Here is a 21,333-nt window from a genome sequence, read left to right as displayed (position 1 = left end):
GGGTGCGAGGCTGACTGGAAAGGACGGAGAGCTGGCAGTCGTTCGCCTCCGGCGAGTGACTTTTATTTAGTCGCCTCTGGCGACGCGGTGTTCGCCGGAGGCGAGCGACTGCCAGCACCCTGACCAGGCCCTTTCATGCCTCTGGGAGCAGTCCGGCATAGCCCTTTGATACCTCCGACAGCAACTAAGCGTGCATTCGGCAGCCATTAACAGGCAACTAAGTGGCAATTAGCCTGCCGTATTTAATTGACAATCAATCAAATAGAGTAAATAAAAAAATTCACTTGTCACTATTTAATTGATTATCAATTTAATGTCGACTTTATTTAAAAATAAGGTTTTAGGTTTTGGTGCGTTTGCTGACAACAGTTTCAGTACTTTCATACTACCGTCTCAGTACAATCTCAGTACTCTCCCCGTTTAAAAAGCCACTATCTCTCTACTATCTCTGTACTATCTTACTACTATCACGCGGGTGTTGTCTGATCTACCACTGCGGCCAGCCAGTTTTGGGTCTGCATCTTTCTCATTAATTTTGTCACCATTATGTCAGTGAGAACAGCGCCAGCGTTACAATTGGAGATTTCCTACAAGCAGATCCTTAAAATTGCCTTACCTATCAGCTTTGCCTTATTGGTACCGCAGATCAATTTCATTACCAACAATATTTTCCTGGGTGGATTGGGCGAAAGAGAGCTCGGCACAGCCGGTCTGACGGGAGTGTATTATCTCATCTTTGCCGCTATCGGTTTTGGATTGAATAACGGATTGCAGGCGCTGATCAGTCGCCGTGCCGGCGAGAACCGGGTGGCAGAGATCGGGAAACTGTTCTCGCAGGGAGTACGGATGGCGATGGTGATAGCTGTTATCGGAATTTTGCTCACCTGGTTTGTGGCGCCGTTTGTATTACGGATGTCTTTATCGGATGAAACTGTGGTGGAACAAAGTGTGAGCTTTTTGCGCATCCGAATCTGGGGCCTCCCCTTTCTTTATGTTTATCAGATGCGGAACGCCTTGCTGGTAGGTACTAATCAAAGCAAGTATTTGGTGATTGGTACACTGGCGGAAACACTGGCTAATGTATTCTTCGATTATACACTGATCTATGGGAAACTTGGATTCCCGCAGATCGGATTTAACGGCGCTGCAATTGCTTCTGTGATCGCTGAAGCGATGGGAATGTTCGTTGTGTTTCTCGTTATCCATATAAAGGGCATCAGTAAACGCTTTTCATTGTACAAACATTTTGGATATAACAAGGAAGTGAGCAAGCTGATCTTCGTTCAATCCTCTCCGCTTATATTCCAGCATGCCATTAGTATCATGGCCTGGGTATTCTTTTACATCTTAGTAGAACGACACGGCTTTCATTCCGGTTATGCGAACCGTGATCTGGCGATTTCCAATACCATGCGCAACCTGTTTGGCTTGTTCGGTGTGTTCACCTGGGCATTTGCCGCCACAAGCAATACAATGGTGAGTAATATTATCGGGCAGGGAAAAAAGGAAAGAGTGATAGAAGTGATACATAAGATAGTGCGGGTTAGTTCCTCCTTTGCAGTTTGTATTGCTATTTTACTGAATATATTTCCCGGAGTATTCCTGCTGATCTACGGACAAGATCCCGGCTTTGTGGAGTCTGCTATTCCGGTGGTACGTGTGGTATCCATTGCGATGGTATTGATGAGCTTTTCTACCATCTGGCTGAATGCGGTTACTGGTACGGGTAATACAACAGTGAATCTGGGAATTGAAGCCATCACCATTGTTATTTACTGTATTTATTGCTTTATTATGATGGAATGGCTGAAGCTGCCGTTGGCTGTGGGTTGGATGAGTGAGTGGATCTACTGGATCTCGATGTTCACAATGAGTTTTTTGTATATCAGGAGTGGCAGGTGGAAGAAGAAGGTGATTTGATCTCGTAAACCGGCATATGGGCATTAACAACTGAAAAGCTCAATTTTGGAAAAATAATCGCAACCATAATAGCCTTACTGGTTTCCTTGACTGCTTATGATCAGCATGATTTGATATTACAATTAAAGTTGCATACTCCAGGCTGGAGCGATAGTACAAATATGCAAATCAAACTTCGGCTAACCAATAACGGGAACCCCGTGTTCATCCTGGATCAGATCTTTGACGAGGTTTATCATGATGAACCAACACCTTTGAACAATCTCTCATTTGCTGTTGAAAGAAAAGAAGGCGATAGTTATGTGGGCTACCGGGACCATTCGTTTAGAGATTATTTGATTACTGATTTCAGATCAGCGGAAGAATTACTGGATTCTATTAAGATAGCAAGACCAACTGCTTTCTTACCATTGAACAAACAGGATACCCTGAAACTGGATTATGCATTGACTTTCGGCCGGCACTACAATAAAGGTTCCTATAGAATCCGTGCAGTTTTTGTGGCCAAGCTCACTGATAAGCGATGGTTCATCCAATCGGACTGGCAATATTTTGAAGTAAAGCAGACCTTACCACGGCTAACATTAAGGGAAACTATGGACACTACTCCCAATATATTTTGGCAACTATTTTCTAATAACCATCCTGTCCGCAACCAGTAAAACAATGATCAGAACGTTCACCGCCAGATAAACAAAGAAATAATACCTGTAGCTCCGCAGTTCTTCCAATTCATGCCTTTTAAATTTAATTTTCCTTTCAGGAAATATTCTTGTCAAAATGAAAAAAATGGGTGCCAGGTATACCGCCATCAGCAAGTATTTATACCCTTTATGAATTCCCTCCGGCATCGCAAAAAAGGGAACGTCTATATGAGCAAAGCGGTATAATGCAAGTGTAAACTGTACGAAGTGAATTATTATAGCAAGCGTGAGAACACAGATGGTACTAAAATAAGGTATGCCGGCTGTTCCTCCACTGCTATAATAGAAAAACAATCCTCTTAATGCATTTAGAATAGCTTTTTTCATTGTTATCAAGACTAGTGTGTAATTCGCCGGACACCTAAATATATCACTTATCCGAATAAGAATTTGGCCACGCCTTTTGAGGGACGCGGCCACTTAGCATTAGTTGAAAAACTTTTTAATTATATATCCTGCTTCAACTTTAAAAGCCGAATAATTCTCTCAGCTTTTTATGCAGTGCTGCTCCGCGCAGGTTTCTCGCTATGATTATTCCATCCGGATCTACCAGGTAGTTTTGCGGAATGACCTGAATATCGTAGCTGATAATTGCCGGTGATTTACTTCCCTTCAAATCACTAACCTGTTGCCATAAATCAGTACCATCTTTTTCAATTGCCTTCAACCAACGATTCCGGCCATCAAACCTGTCCTCGTCCAGCGATATACTGAGAATGTCAAATCCTTTGCTTTTATATTTTTCAAAGGCCGACCTTAAATGTGGCGATTCCATCCTGCAGCCCCCGCAGCCAGAACTCCAGAATTCCAACAATACGTACTTCTTTCTGTAATCCTTCAAATCGATCATTTGTCCTTTTGTATTGGGCAGCCTGATCGCAGGCGCTGCTAATCCGATCTGAAGTTTGTGTTGATTATCCAGGCGGGATGCAATCTTCTTACCTGTAGGAGATTGCTTTAAATGCTCATCCAATAATGAAAACAATTCACGTCCAGGCCCCACCAGCATATCCATATCCAGCATTCTCCTACGCAAAGCATAGAGACTGATCCAGGAACCAGGATTATCCTTTATGAAGTCTTCATACCTTCTGAATAGTTCCTTCCTGGAATCATTTCTCCGTTTCATAGCAAACTGTTCGTACTCTTTGGAAGCTGCAATTTCCTTAGGGATGGTTTTATGACTCCTGACAATCTTATCTCCAATACTATACTGATACTTCAATGCAGGTTCGATCATTTCGTTAAAGAGAGCGTATTCATAATTGGTGACCGAATTCAGCACACGAGCATTATTGAATGAGTCTGTAGTTAACACCAAAATGGAATCTTTGGAGAGGTACAGCTCAATTTGATGCTTCCACAAAATTTCATCCTTCTCATTTTTTAGTCGAAGGAAAGACGAAGTGGGTTCCTTACCATATACAAAGTCGAACTTATATTTTCCATCTATCACCGAAGCCGAGTCAATTGAAACAAGCTTATGATCCAGGAAGGAATATTGGTATAGATAAACTTTGTCATAACTCACAGGTCCTTCAAATTTCCCGGTGATCGTCTGGCTCAATACAGCCATTTTAGAGACAAACACAAACACAATCAGGGCAAAAATTCTTTTCATATAAATTGGCTTTATTATTATTAATACGGATTTTGTTCATAATCATATTCTCCAACCAGCACGCTATGCAGCGGGCATGAGAACCTGGGGTCATTGGGAGGAAGCACATAAGTAACTCCATCCACTTTTCTCACAACAGCTATATTTCTTCCTTCCAGGTTTTGTCTTTTAATATCGATCCATCTCAGCCCCCGGAATACAAGCGACTTCTTTCTTTCCTCCAGGATGAGGTCCAGCGCTTCTGCTGCTGTAGCAGTTGTATAGGGAACAAATTTTCCTGCAGCGAACCGCGTAACCAACAAATCGTTCAGGTCTTTGAGTGCTTTCTCCTTTTCTCCTTTCCGGGCATAACACTCTGCCCTTACCAGATAGAATTCATCCACCATCATGATATTGTTGGCCACAGGATTCCCCGAACCATAAATGGAACTGTAATGCTGATAATACTCACCCGCTTTTTTGAAATGCGCTTTGGGCCTGAGATCATCCGGAGCATAGCTCGCTATCAAATTCGTATCGATGTAACAGACGTTTCCGGTAATTACAGGATCGAAGAATCCCCTGCTGCCAGACAGAATGATCTCCAGCATTTCTTTATTGAAGTTCTTGAAAGGAGTAGCAGACCCGATATTCACTTCTCCGGGATCATTATAATTCATCAAACCTGATTCATGGCTTAACAATTCATTGCTGTACACCATTGCTGAATCATATGCACCCATGGACAAATGTACCCTGGCCAATAATCCCATTACATTTATCCTGTTTATCTCATCCCTTAGCGGATAGCGTATTTCCAGGGCCCGGTAAGCTATATGAGCTTCCTTAAGAATATAGTCATACAATTCTTTCAGTGTAGATCTTTTCAGTTTATTTCCAAAATAGCTGTCTTCATCGATGGGCATTCCCAGGTCCTTTGCCGCTGTTGCTGCCTGGTAAGCTTTGCAATACGTCCAGGCAAGGAACATATAATTGCTGGCGCGGAGATAATGACATTTCCCTTTGATCTTATTGTACTCTATCCGGTTGGCCTCCGTTTGCTTTATCTTTCCCAGTAGTTCCAGAGAAGCGTTTGCGGTTTGAATGGATTTATAATTGGGCGTAACGGGTTCAGCGGTGAGCGCCCAGGGGCTCACTACTTCATAATTCCAATGCTTATAAAAATATTGTGCTTCCGCTCTGAAAGTGGTCTTGAAAACCGGGATAAAATATTCGTCGGCTCCCTGATGATAACTTGCTTCCGTATTATTCCGGGCAGCATTCGAAAGCAGACCAATTTCTTCCAAAGTAGTTGGTACACGCTGAGTGGGATCAGGATTCTTATCCAGGAATTTATTGCAGGCTCCCAATAGTGAGCAGCAGATCATTATCAATAGCAAATAATATTTCATCTTTTTGATTTGGAGATTACTATTCTTTGTTAAAAGCCGACATTTACGGTAAATGCATAGTACTTTTCTTCACTGTTCCAGCTCATGAAGTTGAGATTACGGTAGTCATATCCTTTACCGTTAGCAGTCCAGATCTTTCCCAGGTTTTGCGCATTGAAGGCCAGGTTCAAGACCTTCAGCTTTCGTGTTGGGATGGTATAGTTAAGTTGAATGTTGTTGATCCGGATCACTCCTCCTTTCATAATATTTTCACGGGAATACATCCTGTAGCTGAACCAGCTCTTGTTTTCAGGAATTGTGTACTCAGGTAATTCAGTATGCGCTTCATCCCCTGGTTTTTGCCAGCGTCTGTAGAATGCATTTGACAACGTCAGGAAATTCACATTATCCGTTGGATATTTGAAATAATGACCAAGCTCTGCCTGCAGAGAAACCAGGAGCGACCAATTCCTGTAACGGAAACGGTTATGGAAAGCGCCTGTAAAAGTGGGAGTGCCAGTTCCATAATTTTTGATACCGGTAAAGTCTTTTCCATTCTTGACGACATAGCTCAATAATTCGATCCCGTTATTGAATACCTGTCCATCATATTCCACTTCATATTCGCCCTTATTGTTCACGCCCATTTTTCCATCGAAGCTGATAATGGAGAAAAGCGGCATATTTGAAAACAGTGCAGGAAGCGAGGTTAGTGCAACACCATCATTCTGTAACATCATGCGAAGATTCTCCCCATGTGTATAGGTATTGGGATAATACTTCACACTTTCCTTTGTACGAGCAGTACTGAAAGTAATATCATATCCGAAAGACTTGCTATCTATTATTTTAGCCATCAGACTGAGCTCATATCCTCTTACATTCATCTTACCGGCATTGGCAATATACTGTGTTGCCAATGCCTGAATGGGATCTACCGTGGTAGAGAGATAGAGGTCGCGCACGTTCTTCAGGAAAATATTGGAGAATAACTGGATACGATCATTGAACAGGCCTATATCCAGCTTGAAATTGGTATGGCTGGTTTTCTCCCAGCGCAATTCCGGATTAGGTGGAATGGCAGTTTGGTAATATCCAGGCAGCTCGGTAAATGTGGAATGATATCCAAACGAGGTTGCCACAAGGCGGCTGCTTTTGGAAACATCTACATTTCCAACAAAGCCTGATGATATACCCACTGTGAGATTGCTGACCGCATCGATATTGAAGAACTTCTCTTTGTGCAGGCGCCAGTTCAATCCAGCCGAAAAATTGGGCTTCCATCGTTCATTCACATTTACGCCCAAAATATTCGCACCATCCCGGCGGCCATTGACATTGAACACAAGCCTCTCGTCGTAGATATATGCCAGGCTTGCAGTAGTGGATATATTCCTTTGTGTTACTTCCTTCGGGGTCAGTATATCCGTTGAATAGATCGGATACACAGTCCCCCCCACGAGAGAGGAATATACAGGTTGCTGATGAGGATAGGTATATTTACGGGGATTGTCTTCATAACCTACCAGGAATTCTCCATCGGCTTTATTGACTGATTCGGAGATATCGAATGCTCCGTTGAAAACCAGTAGGCCTTTGCCGATCTTCTTCTTATAGTTCAGGTCTACCCTTCCATTGAAGCTATTGGAATAATTATTCCTTATGCGATGTATCTCTCCTTTGGGGAGTTGATAATTGACTATCCTACGGGCATAATCGATATTGGCGAAATAAGCCACATTGTACCGTGCATAATAAGATTCTTTTTCTGCACGGTTAAGGGCAGCGGAGGTTTGATTGACGGACTGCAAACTAACGGCTAGTTCCAGGTCTTTCAAAGGCGTATAGACGAGCCGGAAATTCTTTGTATAATTCTCCAGCGTGGTGGTGGTGTAATTTTGTTTCCAGTCTGTAAGCGGATAGAATTTCAGATCACCCAATAAACCTGCGCCCACAGTATCCATTCGAACTGGACTGTAATTGATATAAAAACCATAAGGAGTACCGTCAGGATTTTGCAATCCCCGTGTGCTCATATAATTATTCCCATCTTTCAATGAATTATAAGCCGGCGCACCAGTTTTGTTATAACTTTTCGTATAAGCGATCCCCAGTTCCAGCCTCAACTTATCACTCATCTTAAAACCAGTGGTCATGCGGATATTATTCCGGTTGGATTTTTCCTGCAAAGTACCGGAACGGTCTTCGCGGTTCACTGCCAGCACCCAGGTAAGGGTTTCGCTGCCGCCTGAAACATTCAGGGAATGTGTTTGAGAGATCCCCGTCTTGTAAAGCAGGTCAGCCCATTGTTGCCGGGGATGGATCGCTTTCAGGCGTTCCATTTTTTCATTGAATTCGGCTTCGGAGATATGCCCCTTATAGTATTGCCACCCGGTAAAATCCAGTTCTGGTATGGCCTGGTAATCCTGCAATATAGAGGGAAGGGACTTACCCATGTGTTCAGCAATGAAGTCGTACACTTCCGGGCCGTCAGCAACATCCACTTTCGAAAGGTCCGGTTCGGGAGTAGCGCTTATTGTATAACGGTAGTTAACACGTGTTTTCTGTCCAAACTTTGATCCTGAAGTTGTAATAACAATCACCCCGTTCGCAGCCCGGATACCCCACATGGCGGTTGCTGCCGCATCTTTCAGGATAACGATACTTTCTACATCGTTAGGATCAATATTGTTTATATCGCCGGTATACGGGAAATTGTTCAAAATGATGAGCGGATCTGTAGTTCCGTTGATAGTACTGTATCCGCGGATAGTCATGTTCAGCACACTGTTTGGATTCCCTGTAGCATTTCCCGGCAATACTTTATTGTTGAAATTTAGAGAGCCGGTCATGCCATTCAATCTTTCCAGGATATTGGTGCCGGTTTGCTCCATCAACATCTTTTTGGTGATCACATCGGCAGCGCCTGCCAGCTCATTAGGCTTCAACTTTTGATAACCGGTATTGATAACTACAATCTCCTTCATGTCGCCAGGATTTATCTTCATCACCAGGTTCCCCAATTCCAGTGGACTGTTTCCTACAGTTATTTTTCTGACAATGGGAAGATGGTTCACGAAAGTGATTTCGATCGTATAGTTCCCGGGGGGCACTTTGCCAATGGAGAATACACCTTCCTTATTGGTAGTGCCTCCCCTGTTACCAGGATCCAGCTGAACAGACACGCCCTGAAGCGGCCTGCCGAGTGAATCCACAATCGTTCCTGTGACAGGCTGCGGATCTGGCTGTATGATCAGGGAAGCTATTTTCAAACCGCCATCAGTTGGCAAAGCCGGTGGATATGCTGCTTTACGGGAAAGGAAGATCGTTTTCCCATGAATTGAATAATGCAGCAATTGCGCTTTCAACACCAGGTCCAATACTTCCCTCAATGGCATATTGGTTACGTCAAGAGAAACAGTTCTGGTACCGTTGAATATCCCCTCGTTGGCAATGATCACGTACCCGGATTGTTTTTCAATGGTGGTAAAAACTTCCTTCAACGTGAGGCCTTTGCCTGAAATAGTAAGATTTTGCGCCATACTGTTTCCGTGAGCAGAAAATACAGCAATGGTCAACAACAATACAGTCAACTTCATCACTAACAGAGTTTGGGTAATGGGCAGGGAAAACCTTGAACCATTAGCAGTTTTTTGCATAGATTCGCAAGTGTTTGGTTGTAAAAAAATAGAGATTCAGACCTCGATTTGTAGCAACTGAACTAATCGCCGGAAGTGCTTCGAACCACTTCCGGTTTTTGTTTCAACTGTACTTTATGTTTTAAATCATATCCGGTATTGTTTTAATCAACTATGGCAATATGGTCAGCTTCCTGCCTTCCAGCCTGCCATGAATCCCCAATTCTTCCAGACCTGCCAGCAATCCATTCAATGTAATATCCCTGGTCATTTTCCCCATCAGCTTTTTATCCGGGATTCCTTTTTCATATATTACTTCAATATCATACCAGCGTTCGAGTTGTTTCATCACTTCGGCGAGTGAAGCGCCTTCGAAATTGAAGAACCCATTTTTCCATGCCATTACTTTTTCGATATCGATATTGTCGATAACAGTAATGCCGGGAACCGCTCCAGGATCGGTTGGCGTATTTGATATCTGCGCCTGCTGACCTGGTTTGAGAACCTTATTTGCAGCATTCCCCCCAACACCTGCGGGCACTACAGCAGCACGTATGCTTCCTTCAAGCAAAGTAGTGTTAATAGCTCCTTCATTAGAGTAAGCTTCAACGTTAAAGCTGGTTCCCAATACATCGATTGTTGCTTTTTCGTTTACTGATACACGGAATGGCATTTTCGTATTCTTTGCCACTTCAAAATAGACTTCCCCGCTCACCGTTACCTGTCGTTCCTTTCCGGTAAATATGGTTGGATATTTAAGCGAACTGGCTGCATTCAGCCATACCATTGTCCCATCAGAAAGCAATAATCTGAATTGCCGTCCTTTCGGAGTGCTGATAGTATTGTATTCCATTGTATGATTGATCTGACCTGAAGAGCCGTAAGCCAGTTGCCCGTTAGTCAGCGTCAACTGAGCACCATTCTGGCTGCCAATGATACCACTGGCAATGCTATCCAGAACAATCTGTTTGCCATCGGCGAGCGTAAGGATAGCACCGTCCTTACCCGGCATGATCTCCATAGCAAGTGAAGATTGCGGTCCCATTTTCGATGCAGTTGATGAGAACCAGAGATAAGCACCTGCCGCAAGGACGAGGAGAATGGCCGCAGCGGCTGCCCAATAACGGAGTGTGAGAGCTTTGCGACGTACCAATACAGGCTGCCTCAGGATCTCTTCAAAAATCTCCTCCGCCCTTTTGTTGGGTAATAGCGACAATATCGTTGCTTCATCATAAGCTACATTGATCATTGCAGCATCTATCCGTTCCTTGAAGAATGCTTCATGTTCCGGCATAGCCGCCAGTTCCATCAATTCCAGTCTTTCACGATGGGTGCAGGCACCAGTTTCATAACGATCATACAGGTATTGCAGTCTTTCATGTAAGTTCATAGCTTTCCTGGAAGTTTTAACCTGGACTCCCAATAAGCTAACACACAACTGTCCCGTGAGGGGTAGTGCAACAAAAAAATAATCAGACAAGTTATGAAAGCAGCAGCCAGACAGTGAGCGCAGCTCCATGCGCAATAAGATATGATTTGATAAAACGCAATGCTTCCATGATATGCTTCTTCACTGTTTCAGGAGAAATTCCAAGTTTTGCAGCAATGGCAGCATGTGTGAGACCCTGTTCACGGCTAAGCTGAAAAACTTTCTGTTGCCGGGGAGGCAGGGCTGCAACAGCATTGGCAAGCAGTTGTTTCAATTCTTTGATAGCAGTTTCATCGAAAGGCTGAGAAGGTTCAGCAGGATCAGGCAGTAGACGGAGCAGATAAGTTTCCTCGTTTGCTTTTTTGCGAAATTGATTATACAGATGATTGCGGACAATCGTATTCAAGTAGGTGCTGAAATAATCCATATTCCGGAGTTTTTCCCGGTTCACCCAAATCTTGATAAAGATCTCCTGTAAAACATCTTCCGCAGCTGCATCGGATTGAAGCATCCTGGAAGCTATATAGTAGATCTTATTGCGGTAATGGTGGTAAAGCGCATGAAATGCTTCCCTGTTTCCTTCCGCGATCTTTTGCAGCAGCTCTATTTCATGATATGACGGGTCCTCTGGCAATTGTCGGTTCTTACGGATTTTTCGCAAACTATTACAAAAATTCCAATAGAGACCAACATGCTATTAATTTAGTGGATTACCTCTCCCACTCCTTCCTCATCGTGATCCCGATCTTCCCCTGGATATTCTCTATCGGAGGCTCCAGCTTATAAATAGAAATGATCGCTTCCGTTGCAAACGGGTACTGGTGTTTGATCCTTCTGAGAATGCCTTCGGCAACTTTTTCCAGCAGTGGCGTGGGAACTGCCATCCTGCTCTTTACTATCTCGAATACATCCACGTAGTTGATGGTGTTCCTGATATCATCGAACTGAACGGCGCCTTCATCATAACTTACTTTGAGGTTCACTTCGTATGCGCTGCCGGTTTTCTCTTCTCCGGGATAGAGCCCATGATACGCATGCAGTCTGAGGTTGTGCAGTTCTATAGATACCATAAAAAAATTTGGCCTCGTCTTATGAGGGACGCGGCCAAATTAGCTATTAGTTGAGAAACTATATGTTATTTTTTTGCTACCTGTGCTATACCAGTCCTTTTGCGGAGAGGTAACGCTCGGCATCCAGTGCAGCCATACAACCGCTACCGGCGGCTGTTACAGCCTGGCGATAGATCTTGTCCTGCACGTCTCCGGCAGCAAACACTCCTTCAACATTCGTTTTGGAAGTACCTGGAATGGTTTTGATATATCCCGCTTCATCCATTTCGAGATAATCCTTGAAGATGTCTGAGTTGGGTGTATGACCGATGGCCACAAAGAATCCCTGAACGGGGATGGTTTCTGTAGCGCCGGTTTTCACGTTCTTTACGCGAACGCTTTCCACTTTATTCTCTCCGATGATCTCATCGGTTTCTGTTTCCCAGTATACCTGGATGTTGGGAGTGGCCAGCACTCTGTCCTGCATCACTTTGGAAGCGCGCATCTGGTCTTTACGCACCAGCATGCTCACTTTGTTGGTGAGTTTGGAAAGATAGAGGGCTTCTTCGGCGGCAGTGTCTCCTGCGCCAACGATGGCCACATCTTTTCCGCGGAAGAAGAAGCCGTCGCACACAGCGCAGGCGCTTACGCCGAAGCCGTTGAGGCGCTCTTCGCTGGGTAGTCCGAGCCATTTGGCGGATGCGCCTGTTGCGATGATCACTGCATCAGCCTCCACGAGTTTCTCTTCATCGATCCAAACCTTGAAGGGTTGCTGGGAGAAATCCACTTTGGTAGCCAGACCATATCTGATATCGGCGCCCATTCGGGTAGCCTGTTTTTCAAAATCCACCATCATTTCCGGGCCCTGGATCCCTTCGGGATAGCCTGGATAGTTCTCTACTTCAGTTGTAATGGTCAGTTGCCCGCCGGGCTGGATGCCCTGGTACAGAACGGGTTTCATATTTGCTCTTGCTGCATAGATAGCTGCTGTATAGCCTGCCGGACCGGAACCTATGATCAGACAATGTACTTTTTCACTTTCCATATTGAGTCTTGAAAATTTGCTTATAATTCGCCAAAAATAAAGGCAAATCCGTTAATAATTCGCCAATCGGATTAACACCTTAATTTACTGTGCATAACCTGTTTAATAAAGGATGAATTCCGTCATGGAATCACGATGGTGCTGTATTGCACCGCATAGCCCCCGAAATACCCCAGGGCTCCGCCTTTGATGTTTCCCAGTACTTTGGTAGGTGAAGAGAATGGATTACCAATGCTCGAGTAATTGAATTCCATCGTTCGCCAGAAATCAAAAGTGGCCTTATCTATATTACAAAGTTTGACTGTAATTGTTTCGCCATGGAAGAAGAAGCCATATTCCTCCAGGTCTATGTCATCTGCGCGGTTTACGCCGCTTTCCAGCTGCACATCGTAGGTTTTGCCATCCACGATCTGATCGTCAAAGACCGAGGTCAATGGCGGGTAGAAGGGACCGTTATCCACCTGCACATAGTACCGGATATAATTTCCGTAACCTGGTGGATCGGTGAGGCGGGCCATCACGGCCACTTTTTCCGGATCGTTATTGCCCGGCGCTGGTTTCCACCAGAGCGAGTCCACTTTCTTATTCAGTTTGGGGATAGTGGTTGTGCCGCTGTACTCTTTTCCATCTACCGTAACCGTTAGACTGTACCCTTTTCCGGATTCGCCGCGGAAAGCGGTATGCAGACTGGCTGAATCGATGGAATAATAGTAGATACTGTAACCGGTGATCAGCTCGCGTTTATATTCACGCAACACATGCGTTTTCTCACCATTGCTCATCACCACTTTCGCGCCGTGTATGAAGGTACTGGCCAGCAGTTCAGGCGTGAGCCTGGAGAAATAGTTCATACTGCGGGAGAGCCTTACTTCAGGTGGCCGGCCACTCTCGATAGCTGCATCTATCACAACGGCAGGCGTTGAATCGCGCGGAATGAAATCGATATTCTTTTCGCAGGAAACAAGAAAAATGTACAACGATATGACGGCCGCTAAACGCATGGCATACGCGCAAATGGAGCTCAAATGTAGCCTTATTTCTGGTATTCGGTACCCGGGTAGATCAGTTTGAAGGCATTGTAAACAGCCTGGTGCATCATGGTGCTGTGTATTTCATTGGGAAGATAATCGTAGAATACTTTCATCCCTGCGCCTCCCTCCTTCTGAAGGATATTGGCGAGCGCAATGGCATCATCGTACATCCGTTTATCTTCCTCCTTGCTGCAGGCGCCTACATACACGTTCAGTTTTCCATTGTTCTCTTTTTTCAAAAGCGATGGAGCCTGCGCCAGCAACGAGCCGTCGCCCCACCACAGACTTGGGCTCATGATGATGTAGGTATTGAAGAGTGAACGGTGTTTCAGCAGGATCTCGGCAGCCAGCAGACCTGCCAGAGATTCGCCGATCAAAGTATTGCTGCCACTGGTCTTGTAATGACTGCCGATATACGGTTGTAATTCCTTTTGCAGGAAAGCGATATAGGCTCCAGAGCCGCCATAAGAAGTGAACTGCTCTTTTTTGAAACCCATCTTCTCTACAAAATCCAGATTGGCCACCGGAAAAGTACAATCCCTTCTCCGATTGGTATTCTCGATCCCCACTACAATCGAGCGTGGAAAGCGATTGATCCAGGGCTGTGTATTGAAACGAACGATACCGGTAATATGAAAGAAATCTTCTTCCATCCCTCCATCGATGATATAGATCACGGGATAAAGCGCTGAATCCTCAGCGTTATAACCCTCCGGAAGATAAATATTGATCGTTCTTTTCTCTTTCAGCTCTTTCGAATCCAATTCGATAGAGTGCCCGATGGCAATGGGTTTCGGCGATTGCGTAAAGCCAGCAACTGCAAGAAGCATACAAAACAACAACAGGGAATATTTCATAGATAAAAACTTGGGAAGATGAATGTACCGAAATAAAAAGAGGTCACCTTTTTCAAGACGACCTCTTTTACACAAATCCTAATTTTCTTACTAACCTAAATATGCTTTCAGAGCGTTGGAATAACGCGCTTTTTGTAAACGCTTGATCGCTCTCTCTTTGATCTGACGGATACGTTCTTTGGTAAGATCATATTTCTGTCCGATCTGTTCGATGGTAACGCCGTTTTCGCCGTCGAGGCCGAAGTAAGCGTTCACGATCTCAGCTTCGCGTGGGCTCAGGGATTTGAGCACGCGGCGGATCTCGTTGCGGAGAGAATCTTTCATTACATCGTCATCTGTATCATCACCACCTTCCAGGAGGTCGCCCATGGCTACATCTTCAGCTTCGTGCACAGGTGCATCCAGTGAAGTGTGACGGGTATTGCTTTGGAAAATGTTGTTGATCTCAGTTTCGCTCATTTCGAGCAGTTCAGCCAACTCTTCAGTACTTGGTTCGCGCTCGTGTTCCTGCTCGAATGCCATGTACGCTTTGTTAGCCTTGTTGTAAGTGCCAATTTTGTTTTGAGGCAAGCGGACCAATCTGCCCTGCTCTGCCAACGCTTGTAAGATAGACTGGCGAATCCACCATACGGCGTATGAAATGAATTTAAAACCCTTGGTTTCATCGAAACGCTGGGCGGCTTTTATCAAACCGAGGTTGCCCTCGTTGATCAGATCGCTAAGTGAAAGGCCCTGGTGCTGGTACTGCTTAGCAACAGATACCACGAAACGCAAGTTGGCCTGCACCAATTTGTCGAGCGCTTTTTGGTCACCCATTTTAATACGCTGTGCAAGCACAGTTTCCTCTTCAGGAGTGATCATAGGGATCTTGGAGATTTCCTGAAGATACTTTTCTACTGCCTGCGAATCGCGATTTGTTATCTGGGTAGCAATTTTGAGCTGTCTCATATCTGTGTATAAAGTATTACTGGTCTGTAATCGGGTACAGTATCAACATGAATTAGACTACGATTGTTTAGGGGAAGTTGCAAAACTCCTGCAAACAGGCTGTTAAGATGCCTGATCCCGTCCAGTACCGTCTGCAAAAATAAAAAGCAAAACCGATATGTCATAGCCCTGTGGATAATTCCGGGGCAAAACAAAAATGGATATTGCTATCAAAACAGAAAATACAAATAATATTCCACGTGTCCAAACTCTGTAACCTGCACCCGCATTGACTATCCTTAAGACGCGCGTGAAAGACATTGTACCTACCGGAAACACATTAAAAAAATGTTAAAATCAATTTAACAGCAATATCTAAAGTGTCAGCACGTTCAGGATGAATTGCTTAAATATACTATTTGAAATAGATTTTCTCCCCGTTCACATCGAGAATCAGCTCTTTCGCAGGTGCTTTTTCCACCCTTCCCACAATTTTTCCTTCGATTCCGAGTTGTCTGCCGACCTCTATCATAGCTTCTGCCTTTTCCGGGGTGGTAAATACCTCCAGGCGGTGGCCCATGTTGAAAACCTGGTACATTTCGCGGAGATCGCTCCCGGATGCTTTCTGGATCAGCTGGAAGATCACCGGAGCCTCAAAGAGATTGTCCTTGATAATGCGGAAATCCCCGGGCAGGTATTTCATGCACTTGGTCTGACCGCCGCCACTGCAGTGGATCAGGCCGTGGATAGCATCGAAATGCTCCCCGATCAGCGCTTTCAGCAAAGGTGCATAGGTACGCGTAGGACTGAGCAGCAGTTTGCCGATATTCAGGTCTGCAGGCAGTCCGGGCTGATTACCAGGCACAGGATCGGTCATTTTATATGGACCGATGTACACCACCTCATCGCTGAGGCCGGGCTCGAATGATTCAGGGTATTGTTTTGCGTAGAACTTGTTCAGCATATCGTGGCGGGCGCTGGTAAGGCCGTTGCTCCCGATACCACTATTATAGGCGTCTTCATACCTGGTCTGGCCGTAACTGGCAAAACCTACGATAACGTCGCCAGCCTGGATTTTTTCGTTGGTCACCAGTTTGTCTTTGGGCCAGCGGGCAGCCATCGTGCCGTTCACAGCAATGGTGCGCACCACATCGCCTACGTCTGCGGTCTCACCTCCCAGGTACTGGATATTCACGCCGAACTTTTTCAGCTCATCGAAGATCTCCTGCGAGCCGTTGATCACGGTTTCCAGGATCTCGCCGGGCACCAGTTTCTTGTTACGGTCGATAGTGGAAGAAAAGAGGAGATTATCATGGATGCCCACACAGAGGAGGTCGTCCAGGTTCATTACGATGGCGTCCTGTGCAATGCCTTTCCAGACGGAGAGGTCGCCGGTCTCTTTCCAGTAGAGATAGGCCAGGATACTCTTTGTTCCGGCCCCGTCGGCGTGCATGAGGTTCACCCACTGGCTGTCGCCGGTGAGAAAATCAGGGTAGATCTTGCAAAAAGCGAATGGATACAGTCCTTTGTCTAATTTTTCCGTTGCCTTATGTACTTCTTCCTTTTGAGCGGAAACACCACGTTTTGAATATAAACTCATGGCCGCAAAGCTACAAAGTTGGGGGAATAAAAACTACAAAAACAGAACTATCGGCTTAAACTCACTTCTATTTAGCCGGCCCTCTGTAAATTCGCAGCGCAATATGAAAGTTTACCATTCCACAGAACAGATGCCGGTATTCCGGAATGCAGTAGTCACCATCGGAACCTTTGACGGGGTGCATATCGGACACCAGCAGATCCTGACCCAGTTGAAACAGGAAGCGGAACGCATCCAGGGTGAGACCGTGATCATCACTTTCCACCCCCACCCCCGCAAGGTGGTTGCTGCCGGCCAGGCGCCTGTATATCTCATCAATACTATCGAAGAAAAAATAGAATTGCTGGAAAGGAATGGTATCGATAACCTGGTGATCGTTCCCTTCACGGAAAGTTTTTCCCAACAAACGCCTGAGGAATATTGCGAACATTTTCTCATCGAGAAATTCCATCCACATACTGTGATCATCGGCTATGATCATCGCTTTGGCAAAGGCCGTAAGGGCGATTACAAACTCCTGGAAGATTACAGCGCCCGCCTGGGCTTTGAACTGAAAGAGATCCCTGCGCATGTGATCAATGAAAGCACCGTGAGCTCCACGCGCATCCGCGAAGCCGTACTCGGCGGCGATATCGGACTGGCGAGATCACTTCTCGGTTATGATTTCTTCTTCGAAGGAAAAGTGGTGGAAGGAAATAAACTGGGACGAACCCTTGGCTATCCCACCGCCAACCTGCAACTCACAACAGAAGAAAAACTGGTGCCGGGCAACGGCGTATATGCCGTAACGGTAGTACTGCCATCAGGAGAAACAAAACAGGGCATGATGAATATCGGTGTCAGGCCAACTGTTGATGGCACAAAGCGGATGATCGAAGTGAATATCTTTGATTTCAACCAGGACATCTATGGTTCTGTGCTGCGTGTGTACGTACAGAAATATCTACGGGGAGAACAGAAGTTCAATGGCCTCGATGCATTGAAACAACAATTGGCCATCGACAAGGAAAATGTGCTCCGGTTCTTTACACCATCATCTTAGCCACCATTTCTTTCAGCAGCGATCCGTCTGATGTGCCGCTATCGTTCACCCCTACACTCTTCAGATTGTACTGGTGCAACAAAAGCAATGCAGATTCAACTCCCGGATAGCCGTAGTTGCGTGCAGTGGCCATATAATCTTTCACGAAAAATGGATTCACTCCAATATTGGTAGCAACGGTTCTGTCGTCCTTGGCCTGCTGGCCAAAGATCATATAGGTCTTGCTGAAAAGATTGTACAGGGTTGGGAGTATCAGCTGAATGGGAGCTGCTTTGGGATTTGCTTCAAAATACTGGATGATCTTCATCGCTTTTGCCAGGTCTTTTGCCGCCATGGCGCTTTGTAATTCGAAAGGATTGTACTCCTTGCTCACACCAACATATTTCTCGATATCATCTTCAGTGATATTGGTGCGTTCGCCGAGGTTCACCAGTACTTTATCAATTTCATTGTTGATACGGCTGAGATCATTACCGATATGATCTACCAGCAGCATCAGCGCTTTTTGTGAAATGGAACGTCCCTTCGATTGTATGAGCTCGTTAGTCCAGTCGGGCAACTGGTTATCGTACATTTTTTTCGTGGTGAGCATCTCACCTTTTTCCTTGAGGGTTTTGGCAAGCTTACTTCTTCCGTCCACTTTCTTTTCTTTATAGGAAACAACAAAGATGGTTGACGAAAGCGGGTGTTCGATATAAGATTCGAGTTTATCTATATCGCGCATTTGTTGTGCCTCTTTCAGGATCACTACCTGCCTTTCCGAGAACATGGGATACCTTTTACAGGCATTCACAATGTCTATCCAGCTGGCGTCTTTTCCATAAAATACCATGAGATTGAAACCTGATTCAGCTTCGGTAAGGATCTCATGTTCGGCATATTGTATTACCTGATCAATGAAATAGTCTTCCTCCCCCTCCAGCCAGTAAACAGGTTTGAATTTCTTCTTTTTCCAGTCTCCAATTATTTTCTCCGCAGACATGAGGCTATGAAATTTAAAAAATTATCGCAATATTACACCAAAATTAACCCGTACCCGAATGGAATTATTCACAATGAAAAACCACACCCATACTGCATTCCGGCAGTTTTTCCCATCTTCCGGCCGCCCTGTTTTAACATTTCTGGCATGGTTTTGGACTAAATGAGATCGAAGTCCCGAATACGGCGCAAACCGAATATTTTAAAATTTTGAAAACCATACACATTTATGAGTACAACCAATTATCCATCAGCAAGCCCGCAAAGTCAGCCTCCTAAGAAAGACTCCAAGAACCTGATCATCGGTTTATTGGCAGTAGGCATCCTCGGTACCTGGGGATATTTTCTGTGGGACAAAAACAAATCAGATCAGCAGATCACTCAACTGAAAACCCAATACGTAGCAGTTGACTCTTCAAAGAATGAGCTGCAAAAAAGTTTCGATGCTGCTGTTATCCGCTTGGACAGCCTCACTGGTCATAACAATGAACTGGAAGGCAAACTCAGCGAGCGCAACAGCGAGATCTCCAAACTGAAAGGCGCTATCGCTTCCAAACTGAAGAAAGAAAGACTTACAGAAAGAGAAAAAACTGAGCTGAAAAGCCAGATCCAGGAACTGAACGACAAGATCAATAACCTGGAAGCTGAAGTAGCCCGCCTGACACAAGAAAATCAGGTACTGACTACTGAAAAAACAGCGCTGACAGCTGACAAAGAAAAGCTGACTACAGACCTGGCAACTACCACTACAGTTAAAGACGAACTGGCCAAGAAAGTAGATATCGCCAGCACGCTGAATGCAAGCAACATCTCCATCACTCCGATCAATGAGAAGAGCGGTGGCCGTGAAAAAGTAACCACTACCGCTAAACGCGTAGACAAACTGGTTATCGCTTTCGATGTTGACAACCGCATTGCTCAGGCAGGAAGCACTGAAGTTTATGTAAGCGTTACCGATCCTGAAGGAAAGCCTGTAACTGTTGAAGCCCTTGGCTCCGGCACCTTCACTACCCGTGAAGAAGGCGACAAATTCTACACTTTCAAAATGCCTGTTGATATCGAGACCGGCAAAAAGAAACACGTAGAATTCCCCTGGAAACAAAACAGCGCTTTCAAAACCGGCGCCTACAAGATCGAAGTATACCACAATGGTTTCAAGATCGGCGAAGGTGTATCTACCCTGAAGAAAGGTGGACTGTTCAGCTAAATCCTGAGAATAAATTATTGAAGAGTGTCCTGGCTTTGGCCGGGACACTCTTTTTTATGGCGCGGGCTCGGGATGAAGAAATACCGGCTGCTGAAACGAACCAGCGCTTTTGGATTTTTTCTGAGCTGTAATTGGAGAGATATAACATTAGTACAGGGCCAAACTTCTTTGCTTACGTTTCAGAGGCCGGTATTTCTTCAATCCCTCGCCCGTATAACCTGAATGTGCAGCAGGTTTAAAGTTAACTCGCGTAATAATGAAGCATTCAGAATTCAATGAGCTATTTTTCTGGTAGACTGCGGAGATAGTTGACTGAAAAGGAGCGTCCGTCCTTGAATTCCACACGAAGCGTTAAGGTATCGTTCTTAAAAGATAGCATTTCCATTTTCATTGTATCTCCCGGAGAAATAGCACCGTCTCTAACATCAATTGTTATCCATCGGAGAATGGCGTTATAACTATTTCCTGGCAGCCAGTCTACTTTCGAGATTGCAAATAATTGGTCATCGATATACTGCCGGTGAATAGAGTCGTTGATCACAAAATAATTGCCTGGTCTCACACCTTCCCTTAACGAGGTAAATCTGTAATGATTCAATACTGCCTTTGGTGATAGCTGGTAGAATACTAAGAAGCCGGAAAGAAAGATCCCGGCAATACTAACGTAAAGAGTACGTATCATTAGTGCCGATAATTAGAGCGGTTTACGCAAGTATTTCAATTCAGGACTATAACCATAATCCTTAAAGTTCACTCGTAATGTCAATGTATCGTTCCGGAAAGAAAGACACTCGATCTTCAGCGTATCCCCAGGTGAATAAAACCCGTCTTTCAAATCGACGGTAACATACCTGAGCATGGCATCAATACGATTTTCGGACAACCAATTCACTTTTGAGATAGTGAACAATT

At 44.9% G+C, this 21,333-nt stretch carries 17 protein-coding genes; 4 read left to right on the top strand and 13 right to left on the bottom strand.

Going from position 1 to position 21,333, the window contains the following annotated elements:
* The first annotated feature begins 546 nt into the window (after positions 1-546).
* Together FSB84_RS19440 and FSB84_RS19435 are read left to right on the top strand one after the other, a co-directional pair.
* Positions 547-1,920, top strand: coding sequence for an MATE family efflux transporter (locus FSB84_RS19440; RefSeq protein ID WP_130539553.1), 1,374 nt, complete (start codon positions 547-549; stop codon positions 1,918-1,920).
* Positions 1,921-2,081: 161 nt separating this feature from the next.
* Positions 2,082-2,582 (top strand): hypothetical protein, encoded by a 501-nt coding sequence (locus FSB84_RS19435; RefSeq protein WP_130539552.1) that lies wholly within the window; start codon positions 2,082-2,084, stop codon positions 2,580-2,582.
* A 508-nt stretch (positions 2,583-3,090) separates the two neighbouring features.
* Here FSB84_RS19435 and FSB84_RS19430 read toward each other — a convergent pair.
* From FSB84_RS19430 to FSB84_RS19380, 11 genes are all read right to left on the bottom strand, one after another.
* Entirely contained in the window at positions 3,091-4,245 is a 1,155-nt protein-coding gene (locus tag FSB84_RS19430; RefSeq protein ID WP_130539551.1) for a TlpA disulfide reductase family protein, read from the bottom strand.
* 20 nt (positions 4,246-4,265) lie between these two features.
* A complete protein-coding gene (locus FSB84_RS19425; RefSeq protein WP_130539550.1) occupies positions 4,266-5,636 on the bottom strand; it encodes a RagB/SusD family nutrient uptake outer membrane protein in 1,371 nt (456 codons plus the stop codon).
* Between the two features lie 29 nt (positions 5,637-5,665).
* Positions 5,666-9,214 (bottom strand): SusC/RagA family TonB-linked outer membrane protein, encoded by a 3,549-nt coding sequence (locus FSB84_RS19420; RefSeq protein WP_158644012.1) that lies wholly within the window; start codon positions 9,212-9,214, stop codon positions 5,666-5,668.
* 211 nt (positions 9,215-9,425) lie between these two features.
* Positions 9,426-10,643, bottom strand: coding sequence for a FecR family protein (locus FSB84_RS19415; RefSeq protein WP_158644011.1), 1,218 nt, complete (start codon positions 10,641-10,643; stop codon positions 9,426-9,428).
* Between the two features lie 91 nt (positions 10,644-10,734).
* Positions 10,735-11,343, bottom strand: coding sequence for an RNA polymerase sigma factor (locus tag FSB84_RS19410; RefSeq protein WP_130539547.1), 609 nt, complete (start codon positions 11,341-11,343; stop codon positions 10,735-10,737).
* A 49-nt stretch (positions 11,344-11,392) separates the two neighbouring features.
* Positions 11,393-11,752 carry a dihydroneopterin aldolase gene (locus FSB84_RS19405; RefSeq protein ID WP_130539546.1) on the bottom strand — a complete coding sequence of 120 codons (360 nt, stop codon included), beginning with the start codon at positions 11,750-11,752 and terminating at the stop codon, positions 11,393-11,395.
* A gap of 85 nt (positions 11,753-11,837) precedes the next feature.
* On the bottom strand, positions 11,838-12,776 hold the full coding sequence (trxB, locus tag FSB84_RS19400; protein WP_130539545.1) for a thioredoxin-disulfide reductase: 939 nt from the start codon (positions 12,774-12,776) through the stop codon (positions 11,838-11,840).
* Between the two features lie 122 nt (positions 12,777-12,898).
* The gene (locus FSB84_RS19395) at positions 12,899-13,801 is read right to left on the bottom strand and encodes a DUF4249 domain-containing protein (protein WP_225979830.1); all 903 of its coding nucleotides are present in this window, start codon (positions 13,799-13,801) and stop codon (positions 12,899-12,901) included.
* Between the two features lie 8 nt (positions 13,802-13,809).
* Positions 13,810-14,664, bottom strand: a complete 855-nt coding sequence (locus tag FSB84_RS19390; RefSeq protein ID WP_130539544.1) for an alpha/beta hydrolase — start codon at positions 14,662-14,664, stop codon at positions 13,810-13,812.
* A 90-nt stretch (positions 14,665-14,754) separates the two neighbouring features.
* Positions 14,755-15,612, bottom strand: a complete 858-nt coding sequence (locus tag FSB84_RS19385; protein ID WP_014217201.1) for a sigma-70 family RNA polymerase sigma factor — start codon at positions 15,610-15,612, stop codon at positions 14,755-14,757.
* Between the two features lie 394 nt (positions 15,613-16,006).
* The gene (locus tag FSB84_RS19380; protein ID WP_130539543.1) at positions 16,007-17,191 is read right to left on the bottom strand and encodes an AIR synthase related protein; all 1,185 of its coding nucleotides are present in this window, start codon (positions 17,189-17,191) and stop codon (positions 16,007-16,009) included.
* Between the two features lie 103 nt (positions 17,192-17,294).
* Here FSB84_RS19380 and FSB84_RS19375 point away from each other — a divergent pair, with 103 nt between their 5' ends.
* The gene (locus tag FSB84_RS19375) at positions 17,295-18,233 is read left to right on the top strand and encodes a bifunctional riboflavin kinase/FAD synthetase (protein ID WP_130539542.1); all 939 of its coding nucleotides are present in this window, start codon (positions 17,295-17,297) and stop codon (positions 18,231-18,233) included.
* On the opposite strand, the gene holA is transcribed toward FSB84_RS19375, so the two are convergent.
* Positions 18,217-19,215, bottom strand: a complete 999-nt coding sequence (gene holA / locus FSB84_RS19370) for a DNA polymerase III subunit delta (protein ID WP_130539541.1) — start codon at positions 19,213-19,215, stop codon at positions 18,217-18,219. The two genes, FSB84_RS19375 and holA, sit on opposite strands and share 17 nt — an antisense overlap.
* A gap of 228 nt (positions 19,216-19,443) precedes the next feature.
* Between holA and FSB84_RS19365 the strand changes: the two genes are divergently transcribed.
* Entirely contained in the window at positions 19,444-20,421 is a 978-nt protein-coding gene (locus FSB84_RS19365) for a hypothetical protein (RefSeq protein WP_130539540.1), read from the top strand.
* A 280-nt stretch (positions 20,422-20,701) separates the two neighbouring features.
* Here FSB84_RS19365 and FSB84_RS19360 read toward each other — a convergent pair whose 3' ends face one another.
* Positions 20,702-21,103, bottom strand: a complete 402-nt coding sequence (locus FSB84_RS19360) for a hypothetical protein (protein ID WP_130539539.1) — start codon at positions 21,101-21,103, stop codon at positions 20,702-20,704.
* Between the last annotated feature and the right edge of the window lie 230 nt (positions 21,104-21,333).

It is taken from the genome of Pseudobacter ginsenosidimutans, from assembly GCF_007970185.1.
Taxonomy (GTDB): domain Bacteria; phylum Bacteroidota; class Bacteroidia; order Chitinophagales; family Chitinophagaceae; genus Pseudobacter; species Pseudobacter ginsenosidimutans.
Note: the sequence above shows the minus strand (reverse complement) of the source record. Positions and strands in the feature narration are given on the sequence as shown.